This window comes from Sneathia vaginalis (genome assembly GCF_000973085.1).
Classification (GTDB): domain Bacteria; phylum Fusobacteriota; class Fusobacteriia; order Fusobacteriales; family Leptotrichiaceae; genus Sneathia; species Sneathia vaginalis.
In genome coordinates this window covers 1,095,745-1,107,718 of sequence record NZ_CP011280.1, presented here as the reverse complement: position 1 = coordinate 1,107,718, position 11,974 = coordinate 1,095,745, and the positions used below count along the sequence as shown (strand labels likewise).

The window sequence follows — 11,974 nt, the reverse complement described above, 5'->3', positions numbered from 1 at the left end:
TTGGTAAAAAGAAGATATTAAAAAAATTAATTAACGAAAAAAACAGTATATTTGACTTCATTTTTATATCAAGTATGATACTAGTAAAGGAGGCGTATATGGATAAACAATTTGTAGTAATTACACATGGTAAATTTGCAGAAGGTATAAAGAATAGCCTTGAAATGCTTATAGGTAAGCAAGAAAATTTAATTGCAGTATCTTGTTATGTTGATGAAAAATTTAATTTAGAAAAAACAGTTAAAAATATTATTGAAGAGTATAAGGATAAGAAAATAGTATTTTGTACAGATATTTTTGGTGGCAGTGTTAACAATTACTTGTCTAGTCTTGTAAATGATGTTGATAAATTTTTAGTAACAGGTATAAATCTTTCACTATTAATAGAACTAGTATCAGATCAAGAAAATGATAATTGTAATGAATTATTAGAGTTATCTGTAATGGAAGCTAGAAATCAGTTAAAACAATGTAAGAAAATATTATTAGAAGAAAGTGAGGAGGATTTTTGATGATACAACTACTAAGAGTAGATCATAGGTTATTACATGGTCAAGTAGCGTTTTCATGGGTTAAAAATTTACAAAGTAATTGTATTTTAATTGCAAACGATAAAGTAGTTAATGATGAGGTGTATAAGACTACATTAAAATTAGCGAAACCAGAAGGCTGTAAGTTGGTTATAAAGAACATAACAGATTCTATTAATGCTATAAATAGTGGAGTAACCTCTAAATATGATTTGATTATAATCGTAAGTAATATAAAGGATGCATATGAACTTGCAGTTAATTGTAATTTGAAAAGTATAAATTTAGGTGGTACGAAAGCAACTGAAAATACACAGAATATCTCTAAAGCTGTAAATGTAACAGAAGAGGAAATAGAGTTATTAGATAAATTATGTGAAAAATCTATAGAAGTTGAAATACGACAATTACCATTAGATAAAAAACAAATATATAGAAAGGATAAAAGTATATGATGACAGCAGTTTTACTAGGCTTAGTTGCCTTTGTTGCACAATGCGAATATGCATTAGGAACATCACTAATATCACGTCCATTAGTAACTGGAATGATTACAGGACTAATACTAGGTGATATAAAGATGGGTATTATTATGGGAGCAACATTAGAATTAGCGTTTATAGGTTCATTTTCAGTTGGAGCATCTATTCCACCAGATCCAGTAACTGGAGGTATATTAGGTGTTGCGTTTGCGATATCATCAGGAGCAGGTGTTGAAACAGCATTACTTCTTGCATTACCTATAGCTACATTTACACTAATTTTGAAAAATGTTTATTTAGGATTATTTATACCAATATTAAACCATAAGGCAGATGATTATGCAAAAGAAGCAAATGTAAGAGGTATAGAAAGAATGCAACTTCTTGCAGGGTTTGGTCTATCATTAATGTTAGGTTTAATAGTTACTATATCATATTTAGTTGGAAGTGAAGCTGTATCAGGATTAGTTAATGCAATACCTGAGTTTATAAAACACGGATTAGCAGTAGCAACAGGTATAATGCCTGCATTAGGATTTGCAATGCTTGCAAGATTACTATTAAACAAAGAAATAACACCATTCCTATTCTTAGGATTTGTAATAACTGTGTACTTAAAGATACCATTAACAGGTATGGCAATTTTAGGGGCTATTATAGCAGTTGTAATGGTAAATATTAATAAAAATGGAATTGCAACAAATAATGGAGGTGTAGCAGATGAAGACTTTTAACGAAAATGAAAATAAAGTTATTACAGACAAAGAGCTTAAAAGAGTATTTTGGAGATCATTTCAAATGGAATTTTCATGGAATTATGAAAGACAAATGAGCTTAGCATATGTATATGCATTAATACCTGTATTAGAAAAAATATATACAAAAAAAGAAGAATTAAGTAAAGCATTAAAAAGACATCTAGAATTTTTCAATATTACACCACATATTTGTACATTTATGTTAGGTATAAGTGCAGCTATGGAAGAAGAAAATAAGAAGGAAAATAACTTAGATGAAAATTCAGTAAATAATATAAAAACAGCACTTATGGGACCTTTATCTGGTATAGGAGATTCATTCTTTTGGGGAACATTAAGATTAGTAGCTACAGGTATAGGAACATCACTAGCACTTAAAGGTAATATATTAGGACCTATATTATTCCTATTAATCTTCAATATACCACATATAATTGTAAGATACTTATTAACTTTTGTAGGATACAAATTTGGTATAGGTAGTTTAAAAAATATTGAAAAATCAGGTAATTTATCAAAATTAACTTATGGAGCATCAATATTAGGTGTATTTGTAGTTGGAAGTATGGCTGCAAGTTTAATAGATATTAATATACCTTTAACAATAGGGAAGACAAATCCATTTGTGTTACAAGATATATTAAATGATATTATGCCAGGTATTCCACAAGTATTAGCATTTGGAGTAATATATTACTTACTAGGTAAAAAATTCAAGCCAGTATCTATTATTTTAGGAATTGCAATTTTTGGAATAATAATGGCATTTTTAGGGGTGCTATAATATGACAATGTACGATTACATCTTAGAAGAAAAAAATGTATTATCAAAAATTTTAGAAGAATTTAAAAATATTGATATACGAAACAAAAAGAATATATTAATAATAGCTACAGGATCATCAAAAAATGCAGCACTAGCAACAAAATATTTTATGCAAAATACTTTAGATGCTATTATTACAATTGTTGAACCATTTAATTATGTACATTATTCAAAAATTGATAAAAAAATAGATTTAGTAATTTTAATAACACAAAGTGGTAAAAGTGCTTCTATCGTAGAAGCATATGAATATATTAGAGCTAATACAAATATAGAAATTTTAACTATTACAAGCAATGATAACTGTAAATTAGCAAAAGAAAGTGAATATTTTTTGAATTTAAATATGGGAGAAGAAACAGTTGGTTTTGTTACAAAAGGATTTAGTTCAACAGTCTTAAATCTATACCTATTGGCAATTGAAAATTCAAATAGTGTGGATAAAATTGCATATAAGAAGGAACTAAGTGATATAATTAACGATTTACCAAATGCTATTCAAATAGCTAATTCATTATGTGATAAAGAAAGAGAAAAATTAAAAAAATGTTCTAGATTTAGTTGTATTGCATATGGGGACTTGTATGGTATTTCTAAAGAATTTGAAACTAAATTCACTGAAACAGTAAGAGTTCCATCAATTGGTTATGAATTAGAACAATTTATGCATGGACCATATTTAGAAGCTAATAAAGATCACATATTATTGTTTTTAAATATTAAAGATAGTAATGAAATAAGAAGCAAGATGTTACAAGAATATATGGAAAAATATGTTATGAAAACATTTAGTTTTGAAAAAAATACTGTGTTTGTAAGCATATATATGGCAACAATAATACAAGTTTTAAGTTATAGAATTTCACAATTAAAATCAATAGATCTTGGAAAAAGAATATTTGACGATTTCGATAAAGTATTAAAAAGCAAAATATAAGGAGGGTAAAATTGCTAAAATTTAATGAAGAAAAACAAATAGAAAGTGTTAAAGGAGCACTAAAATTAAGAAACGATATAAATAAAATAGTGGATAATGCTTGTGAAAAAGGCTACGACAATATTTGCTTTATAGGTATAGGTGGTACTTGGGCATCTAGTATGCAAGCATTTGAACATATGAAAGAGTATTCAAGTATTGAGGTAATTGTTGAAAATGCTGCTGAATACTTAGCTGCACCTAATAAAAGAATTACAGATAAAACCATAGTTATTTTTTCTTCAGTAACAGGAAGTACAGAAGAACTAGTAAAAGCAATTAAAAGAATAAAAGAAATTGGATCAAATATAATTGGATTTATTGATAATGAAAATACACAACTTCACAAATTATGTAGTAGTGTAATTACATATAAGGCAAACGAACAATTAAAATTTTTCATGATTGCAGATAGATTTATGTATAACAATAATGAGTTTAATGAATATGAAGAATTGTATGAAAATCTAGAAAACTATTTACCACAAGTTCTAGTTGACGTTGAAAAAGAAGCAGATGAATTTGCAAAAGAATTTGCTAAAAAACATTGTAATGATCCCATACACTATTTCATAGGTAGTGGTAATCAATGGGGTGCTACATATTCATATGCAATGTGTTACTGGGAAGAACAACTATGGATAAAAACAAAATCAATAAGATCTAGTGAATTTTTCCATGGAATGTTTGAAATTGTTACTAAAGAAACGCCAGTTACAGTATTTATAGGTGAGGATAATCATAGATATTTATCAGAAAGAGTAGCTAAATTTTTACCAAGAATATGTGAAAATTATACAATAATTGATACTAAAAACTATGAATTAAAAGGAATAAAAGAAAAATTTAGAAAACATATATCTCATCTAGTTATGCATGGTGTTACAAATCGAATAGATGCCTATATGGAAAGAGAAACAAGACACCCTATGGAAATCAGAAGATATTATAGAAGATTAGATTATTAATAAAAATTTAACCCCCTGGTGACTAATCCAGGGGGTAGAAAAAACAATTATATATCAAACTTGTTTGATAACTTATTTCCATTCATATTTCATGTTTAAAGCACCTTTAATGCTTGTGCTTTGGTAACCGAAATCACCTAATGTATTTAATCCAAAGTTAATTGGTAATTCAACTGATCCTGCAACTTTTAATGCATCCATTGGTTTGTATGATACAGAAACCTTTGGTGCTAATACTAAGCTTGGATTGCATATTCCAGCATATATATCAGTAAATTTAGCAGTTACATTACCTTCTGGGCTTACAACTAATTTATCATTTAATAACTTGAAGTCATATTTAGCACCAGCATGTAATTTAACATATCCAGTTGTGTATGCAGGGAATTTAAGTAATTGATCATATGCAGAGTGATGTCTTCCACCAAATACACCATCAGCAGTTAATGTTAAGTTCTTAACACCAGTATATTTAGCTCCTAATTTGAATCCAAAGTTAACTAGGTCTAATTTTGCTTTTAAACCTTTGTATCTTTCAAGTTCAAGTTTATATGCTTTTTCTCTGATTGAGAAATCATTAACTGCATTTACAATTTTTAGCGCATTACCATATTCTGAATTTTTAATTTTATCAAATAGCTCATTTGCATATATTACATTATCACCATATTCGCCATCATAAGAATCGTCACTAACATCTAAATATGTTCCATCAGCTTGTTTAACAAAAGCTAAATCACCAAGTACGTTTTTCATATCGTTTTTATCGTTTTCTTTTTTTGCAGTATCAAAATCTTTTTTATCAGATTCAGCATCTGCTAAAATTGTTCCAGCATTTTCTAAATTACTTAATTTTTCATCTAATTTATTATATTCATCAGTTAATTTACTAATTTCGTCAGTAAATTCTTTAAATTTAGAGTTTTTAAATTCTGAATTCTTAACTTCTGCCTTTGCATTATTATAAATTTTTTCATAATTATCTTTTAAATTTTTTAATTTAGCAATTTTATCTTCTAGTTCATATAACTTCTTTTGATCATTGTATGATTGGTCTGCAGTAGTTTTTTCAGCACCTGTTAATTTGTTTTTTTCATCAGTAGCTTTTTTAACTACATTATCTAAATAATTAGTTTCTACACTTACTAATTTTTCGTAAAGATCCACATTTTTTTGATATTCATCTTTAACTTCTTTAGATGTATTCTTTATAGTTTCTTGAGCTTTTTCAAATTCTTTTTTAGCTGCTTCTATTTTTTCAGCATGGTGTTTGAAGAAGTCTTTATCATTTGAAATTAAGCTTTGAGCATATAGGTATTCAAATGGATTTGCAACATAGTCTCCTAATTCTGCATTTGCATAGTGTACGTGTTGTACGAATGCTCCTGCTGTTAATTCTAGGTCTTTTACTCCTGTGTATTTACCATCTAATTCATAAGAGTGTGCATATGCATCTTTATTTAATTTGATTTGTCCATCTGTTAATAGGTCTTTAACATCTGATGTTCCATTTACTTGGTATCTGAAGTTTGCTTTACCTGTTAACTTAGTATCTTTTAATCCTGCATATGTTCCTTTTGCTGAAAGATCAACAAACTTAAATGCTTCTTCTTTTGCGTATGTATGATTTAATTTTAAGCTTGCTTCTAAGTCTTCAAATTTATTTAATTTTTTAGCAGCTACTTTTAATACGTGTTCTGATTCTACACCTTTACCATATTCTCCATCTTTCTTTTCAAATGGGAATTTAGTCTTTGAAGTTAATGATACTTCTGCACCATTACTGAAGCTGTGAGCTAATTGTCCTTCTAATTCAACATTACCTTTTTTGAAGTTATGTTTTCCATCTTCAGTTGGAGCTTTAGGATTTAATGTTCCTTTTACATATGATTTAATTCCAGAAAATTCTGGTAATTCATATTTAGCATATACACTTGAATGATCTAATAGATTATCAGTATATTTTTCAGTTGTTATTGGATTTTCTTTTGATATACCTTTAAGATCCTTGTTAGCTAATACAGCACCTAAAGTAAATCTATTAACTTTTACTTCACCTTTAACTGATAATTCTTCTACATCACCAGATATTTTAGTTTCATTACTTACATTTTGTCTAAATGTTACTCCACCTTTAGCAGTACCTTCAACAAATCCTTTTGGTGATTCTACTGCTAATGTAGTCATTGATGCAATCACGCTTGCTAATAATATTGTTTTTTTCTATAATTTTTCTTCCTTTTTAAAAAGTAATTTTTTAATTATTTCTATAGTAGTCAAGTATATTTTAGTCTAAAAAAAAAAAAAAAAAAGTGGTTTGAAAATAAATAAAAGTTTATTTTTTAACCACAATCGAACTTAGCGTGTTTAATGCATTATATATTTAAAAATCGAATTAAGTACTTTTTTAACTTTGAAGAAAAATTTTTAATTGAAAACATGAATTAGAGTATTTTTGAATTCTTATGTTCTCCAGTTATTGAAAATATCGCCCATTCTGCAATATTTACTGAGTGATCACCTATTCTTTCAAAATATTTCGCTATTAATAGGTCTTCTATTATTTTTTCTCCATCTTCATCAGTATCTTTTATTAAATGTATCATTTCTTTCTTTATTTTTTCGAATAAGTCATCTACTACATCATCAGATTTAATAACTAAATTAGCAAGGTTAATATCCTTATTAATATATGCATTAATACTGTTAGTTATCATTTCAGTCGTCTTATTAGACATAGCAATGAAGTTTTTAAAGTTTTCAATATTTTTCAATGTCTTTTTAGTTTCAAGTATTATTTCTGAAATATCTGTTGCATGATCACCTATACGTTCTAAGTCTATTATCATTTTAAATGCTGAAGATATTGTTCTTAAATCTTTGGCAACGGGTTGTTCGTGTAATATTAAATTAAGGCATAAACGTTCTATATTTTTTTCCATTGAGTTAATATCGTTTTCATTTTGCAAAATTTCTTTAGCAATTTCTTTGTCTTGATTCTCAAGGATACGTATAGTATTGGCTATTTGTTCTTTTACCATTTCACCCATTTTAACAAGGTTATCATTTAGTAAGTTTAATTTTTCATCATATTTTTCTCTCATTTTATTCACTCCTATCCAAATCTTCCTGTGATATAGTCTTCTGTTCTTTTATCACGAGGGTTACTAAAAATATCATCAGTTTTTCCGACTTCTATTATTCTACCTAGTAAGAAAAATGCAGTATCATCACTTATTCTTATAGCCTGTTGCATATTATGGGTTACCATAATTATTGTATATTTTTCTTTTAAAACTCTAACTAAATCCTCTATTTTCCCAGTAGAAATTGGATCTAATGCACTTGTAGGTTCGTCCATAAGTAAAACTTCAGGTTCGACAGCTAATGCTCTTGCTATACATAATCTTTGTTGTTGACCTCCAGATAATGCAAGTGCTGACTTGTATATTCTATCTTTAACATCATCATAAAGAGCAGCTTTTTTAAGAGAGCTTTCTACAATAAAGTCTAACTCAGATTTTTTTGTTATACCATGAGTTCTAGGACCAAAAGCAATATTGTCATATATACTCATGGGAAAAGGATTTGGTTTTTGAAAAACCATACCAACTCTTTTTCTTAGTTGATTAACTTGTATATCATTAACATTTTTAGAATCTAATAAAATTTCACCTTCAATTCTACAATCTTCTACTAAATCATTCATTCTATTGATAGATTTTAAAAGAGTAGATTTACCACATCCAGATGGTCCTATAAAGGACATTATTTTATTCTCTTTTATTGTGATATTAATGTCTTTTAATGCTTGAAATTTGTTGTAATAGAGATTTAAATTTTTTACTTGTATTTTGTCCATATTTACCCCTTTTTCAAATTATTAGTAATTTTTTTGGCAAGTAAGTTAATACCTAGTATTAGTATTAAAAGTATAAATGCTGTTGCATATGCTTTATCGGTATGTAAGCCTTCACTAGATAAACTATATACATGTACAGCTAATGTTCTTGATGATGAAAAAATACTTTTAGGTAATTGTGCTACTGTTCCTGCAGTATAAATTAGGGCAGCACTTTCTCCAATTATTCTACCTATTGAAAGTATTATTCCAGAAAGTATACCAGGCATACTTGCAGGTAATACTATGGAAAATACAGTTCTTAATTTTCCAGCACCTAAACCAAAAGCACCTTGTCTATAGCTATCAGGAACAGAGTTTAATGCGTTTTCTGTTGTTTCCATGATAATTGGTAAAATCATTATCGCAAGTGTTAATGATCCTGATATTATTGAAAAGCCTAGTTTAAGCTTTGTAACGAAAAAAAGCATTCCAAATAGACCGTAAACAATAGAGGGTATACCAGCTAATGTTTGAGTAGTAATAGAGATTAGTTGAATAATCCTATTTCTTTTATTTGCATATTCAGTTAGATATATTGCACTACCTATTCCAAATGGTATTGAAAACATTAATGTTAGTATGATTATGGCTATAGTAGATACAAATGATGGGAAAATAGAGCTATTTTCACTAGTATAGTTTATTGAGAAAATAGAGAGATCTATATTCTTTATTCCGTTTATCACTATGTACATAATTAAAAACACAAACATACCAAAGGCTAAAAGTGCAGAAGAATACACAAAAAATTTAAATAAATAGTCTTTTATCTTCATTTGTTATCCTTTCTGTTTAAATATACAAAAGTACAATTGATTAATAGTATGAAAATAAATAGAATTAATCCTGTTGCGATAAGTGTTTGTCTGTGGAATCCTGTTGCATATCCCATTTCTATAACTATATTAGTTGTTAGAGTTCTAGCTCCTTTTAATATATTTGTAGGTAGAATAGTTTGGTTACCAGCAACCATTACAACAGCCATAGTTTCACCTATAGCTCTACCTATACCTAAGATTATACTTGAGAATATACCTCTCTTGGCTGCAGGTAATACTATACTGTATATCGCTCTTTCATGGCTAGCACCAAGGGCTAATGCTCCTTCATAATAGAATTTGGGTACTGTGGTTATAGAAGTTTCTGTTATGTAAATTATTGTAGGTAAAATCATTAAACCTAATAGTATTGATGCACTTAATATTCCTTTACCAGTATATCCAAATACTGTTCTAACAAATGGGACTATCATTACCAATCCGAAAAAACCAAATACTATTGATGGTATTCCAGCTAATAAATCAACGGTGTTTTTTAAAAAAGGATATATCTTTTTAGGACAGTAATTTGCAAGATATATTGCAGTCATAATACCTATAGGTACACCGATGATAATAGCACCTATTGTTATTACAACACTTCCTAGTATCATTGGTAATATACCGTAACTTGCAGGTATATCCGTAGGAGCCCAATCAATATTGAAAATGAAATTTCTAAGACCTAATTGTTTTATCACGGGGAAACCATTAATTAGTAGAAAAGAACAAATTAATACAACGCATAATATTGTTGTAGTTGAAATAGCTAAAAAAACGTAGGACATTACCTTTTCTTTGTTCATTTTTCAGTCACCTCTATCCATTTTTTAATATTTCCTAAATAAATATTTTTTATTTCATTTTTAGTGAGACTTTCTGTAGTATTTTCCTTATTTACAATTAAAACAATAGGGTCTAACGCTATCCTTATTTCCTCTAGGTTTGCTTTTTCTTCATCTTTTAAACTTCTACTAGCTAAACCTAGGTTATATACCTTTTCTGCTGTTTTTGTTATACCAATTGTACTATCACTAATTTGTAGTTCGATTTTTACATCTTTATTAACCTTACAGTACTCTTCTATTATTTTCTCCATAAGTGGTGAGACTGAACTTGATCCACCGATAATTAACTTTCCTTTTACTTTCTGGGTTGGATAATTTGAAAAAAATTGATTTGGAATAGGAATGTATGAATTTTTTTTGATAATTTCTTGTCCTTGATTTGAAAAAATGAATGAAATAAAATGATTGAATAAAGGATTATCGTGCTCGCTTTTATTAACGATCACTGAAAAATTTCTGACGACAGTATATTTACCGTTTTGAATATTCTCAATATCTGGGTAAATATTATCGACTTTCAAAATTTTAATATCCTTATTAGCTGACCCTAAAGAAACATATCCTATGGCATGTTTGTCGTTCTTTACAGTCTGAATAATAGTGTTGGCATTATTCTCAACACTTGCTTGTTTGGTAATTAAATCTTTTTTAAGATTTTTACCTTTCAATTCTAGTTTGAAAATATCCATAAATGCACCCCTAGTACCTGAGCCTTGCTCTCTTGTGATGACATTTATGTCTTTAGTAGGATTAAATTTATCCTGCATACAACACGCGAGGAATAAACTTATACTGAATAGAAAAATAATTTTCCTTAGCATTATATCACCTTCTTCAACCGTATTATATCAAAAGATATTTTATTGTAAAGAATCAATATTTTTTTCACAAAAAAATACACCCATAACGGGTGCACCATATTTTATTTGTTTTGTAATTGTTTAACTAAATTTTCTAATTTTTCTATTCTATCAAGTAATTCTTTATTAGATTGATTCTTCTTACCAAGATTAACACCAACTCCAACACCGAATGCAAGATTACCTTTAGTATTAACAGCACCAGATAGCTTGTAACTTAATCTATCATTAGCAATATGTCCACTAAGACCTAAAGCAAATGAATGAGAACCAGCATAAGTACCATATGAAGCAGAAATATTATGATTGTATTCACTTGATACTGTAGGTAAATTAGCCATAGCAACAGCTAATGAAACACCATCTAAAGCGTGATTGGCAGTTTTAGATAATGTGTCGATTTTTTGGTCAATGCTTTTTTTACGATTAATGAAATACACAAAATCATCATTATCAAGTTGAAAAGAGATATTACGAAGATAATGAATGTTGTTATCATAATCTTCAAATAGAATATCTGCATATTCTTTTGCTTTTTTTAATTTATTTAAATTATCTGTGCTATCAATTTCAAGAGCATTTTCAATATCTCTCTTATCATTATCATTTTTTACAAGACTTTCAATTTTATTTTTTATTTCATTTCTTATTTTATCTGCTTCTGTTGTATCAATAGTAACTGGTCGTTGTGGTCCAGCTTTGCTAGGGTATGGAGACCATTTTGCAGGATTATTTGTATCTACATCATTATTTATTATATAACTACCTGATTGATGTTTGGGATTAAGTAATTGATTAGTGAATGTCAAACTACTTGCAATTAAAAATATTAAACTTATTGTTGCTTTTTTCATATATACTCCTTTTTTGGCATGATAAATACTATTTTACTCTTAAAAAAAAAAAAAAAAAAAAGTGTAATTCAAACAAAAATTTGTCAATAATTTAACTTAATATAGAACACATGCTTATCTTTCACAATATCCTTACTTATACGCACTTCT

General features: G+C 28.0%; 13 protein-coding genes. 6 read left to right on the top strand and 7 right to left on the bottom strand.

The window, feature by feature from the left end; all coding sequences use genetic code 11:
* The first annotated feature begins 98 nt into the window (after positions 1–98).
* From VC03_RS05470 to VC03_RS05445, 6 genes are read left to right on the top strand one after another with little or no spacing between them, the layout of a single operon-like run.
* Complete coding sequence (locus VC03_RS05470; protein WP_046329030.1) at positions 99–512, top strand: PTS sugar transporter subunit IIA; 414 nt, start codon at positions 99–101, stop codon at positions 510–512.
* Complete coding sequence (locus tag VC03_RS05465) at positions 512–985, top strand: PTS sugar transporter subunit IIB (protein ID WP_046329029.1); 474 nt, start codon at positions 512–514, stop codon at positions 983–985. Before VC03_RS05470 ends, VC03_RS05465 begins: the two co-directional genes overlap by 1 nt.
* Complete coding sequence (locus tag VC03_RS05460; protein ID WP_046329028.1) at positions 982–1,746, top strand: PTS mannose/fructose/sorbose/N-acetylgalactosamine transporter subunit IIC; 765 nt, start codon at positions 982–984, stop codon at positions 1,744–1,746. Before VC03_RS05465 ends, VC03_RS05460 begins: the two co-directional genes overlap by 4 nt.
* Positions 1,733–2,554, top strand: a complete 822-nt coding sequence (locus VC03_RS05455; RefSeq protein WP_046329027.1) for a PTS system mannose/fructose/sorbose family transporter subunit IID — start codon at positions 1,733–1,735, stop codon at positions 2,552–2,554. Before VC03_RS05460 ends, VC03_RS05455 begins: the two co-directional genes overlap by 14 nt.
* A gap of 1 nt (position 2,555) precedes the next feature.
* The gene (locus tag VC03_RS05450; RefSeq protein ID WP_046329026.1) at positions 2,556–3,533 is read left to right on the top strand and encodes an SIS domain-containing protein; all 978 of its coding nucleotides are present in this window, start codon (positions 2,556–2,558) and stop codon (positions 3,531–3,533) included.
* 11 nt (positions 3,534–3,544) lie between these two features.
* Positions 3,545–4,540, top strand: coding sequence for an SIS domain-containing protein (locus tag VC03_RS05445; RefSeq protein WP_046329025.1), 996 nt, complete (start codon positions 3,545–3,547; stop codon positions 4,538–4,540).
* Positions 4,541–4,612: 72 nt separating this feature from the next.
* On the opposite strand, the gene VC03_RS05440 is transcribed toward VC03_RS05445, so the two are convergent.
* The 7 genes from VC03_RS05440 to VC03_RS05410 all read right to left on the bottom strand — a co-directional run bounded on the left by VC03_RS05440 (position 4,613) and on the right by VC03_RS05410 (position 11,824).
* Positions 4,613–6,727 (bottom strand): hypothetical protein, encoded by a 2,115-nt coding sequence (locus tag VC03_RS05440; RefSeq protein WP_046329024.1) that lies wholly within the window; start codon positions 6,725–6,727, stop codon positions 4,613–4,615.
* A gap of 257 nt (positions 6,728–6,984) precedes the next feature.
* Entirely contained in the window at positions 6,985–7,644 is a 660-nt protein-coding gene (gene phoU / locus VC03_RS05435; protein WP_046329023.1) for a phosphate signaling complex protein PhoU, read from the bottom strand.
* A gap of 11 nt (positions 7,645–7,655) precedes the next feature.
* Positions 7,656–8,402 (bottom strand): phosphate ABC transporter ATP-binding protein PstB, encoded by a 747-nt coding sequence (gene pstB / locus VC03_RS05430; RefSeq protein ID WP_046329022.1) that lies wholly within the window; start codon positions 8,400–8,402, stop codon positions 7,656–7,658.
* A 2-nt stretch (positions 8,403–8,404) separates the two neighbouring features.
* Positions 8,405–9,220 carry a phosphate ABC transporter permease PstA gene (gene pstA, locus VC03_RS05425; protein WP_046329021.1) on the bottom strand — a complete coding sequence of 272 codons (816 nt, stop codon included), beginning with the start codon at positions 9,218–9,220 and terminating at the stop codon, positions 8,405–8,407.
* Positions 9,217–10,068 carry a phosphate ABC transporter permease subunit PstC gene (gene pstC / locus VC03_RS05420; RefSeq protein WP_046329020.1) on the bottom strand — a complete coding sequence of 284 codons (852 nt, stop codon included), beginning with the start codon at positions 10,066–10,068 and terminating at the stop codon, positions 9,217–9,219. The genes pstA and pstC overlap by 4 nt, the downstream gene beginning before the upstream one ends.
* Positions 10,065–10,931, bottom strand: a complete 867-nt coding sequence (locus VC03_RS05415) for a substrate-binding domain-containing protein (RefSeq protein ID WP_046329019.1) — start codon at positions 10,929–10,931, stop codon at positions 10,065–10,067. The genes pstC and VC03_RS05415 overlap by 4 nt, the downstream gene beginning before the upstream one ends.
* Positions 10,932–11,032: 101 nt before the next feature.
* On the bottom strand, positions 11,033–11,824 hold the full coding sequence (locus tag VC03_RS05410; RefSeq protein WP_046329018.1) for a YadA-like family protein: 792 nt from the start codon (positions 11,822–11,824) through the stop codon (positions 11,033–11,035).
* Between the last annotated feature and the right edge of the window lie 150 nt (positions 11,825–11,974).

Coding starts and splice junctions, on each gene's coding strand:
- VC03_RS05470 (WP_046329030.1), top strand. CDS start 99: ATGGATAAACAATTTGTAGTAATTACACATGGTAAATTTGCAGAAGGT.
- VC03_RS05465 (WP_046329029.1), top strand. CDS start 512: ATGATACAACTACTAAGAGTAGATCATAGGTTATTACATGGTCAAGTA.
- VC03_RS05460 (WP_046329028.1), top strand. CDS start 982: ATGATGACAGCAGTTTTACTAGGCTTAGTTGCCTTTGTTGCACAATGC.
- VC03_RS05455 (WP_046329027.1), top strand. CDS start 1,733: ATGAAGACTTTTAACGAAAATGAAAATAAAGTTATTACAGACAAAGAG.
- VC03_RS05450 (WP_046329026.1), top strand. CDS start 2,556: ATGACAATGTACGATTACATCTTAGAAGAAAAAAATGTATTATCAAAA.
- VC03_RS05440 (WP_046329024.1), bottom strand. CDS start 6,727: ATGACTACATTAGCAGTAGAATCACCAAAAGGATTTGTTGAAGGTACT.
- phoU (WP_046329023.1), bottom strand. CDS start 7,644: ATGAGAGAAAAATATGATGAAAAATTAAACTTACTAAATGATAACCTT.
- pstB (WP_046329022.1), bottom strand. CDS start 8,402: ATGGACAAAATACAAGTAAAAAATTTAAATCTCTATTACAACAAATTT.
- pstA (WP_046329021.1), bottom strand. CDS start 9,220: ATGAAGATAAAAGACTATTTATTTAAATTTTTTGTGTATTCTTCTGCA.
- pstC (WP_046329020.1), bottom strand. CDS start 10,068: ATGAACAAAGAAAAGGTAATGTCCTACGTTTTTTTAGCTATTTCAACT.
- VC03_RS05415 (WP_046329019.1), bottom strand. CDS start 10,931: ATGCTAAGGAAAATTATTTTTCTATTCAGTATAAGTTTATTCCTCGCG.
- VC03_RS05410 (WP_046329018.1), bottom strand. CDS start 11,824: ATGAAAAAAGCAACAATAAGTTTAATATTTTTAATTGCAAGTAGTTTG.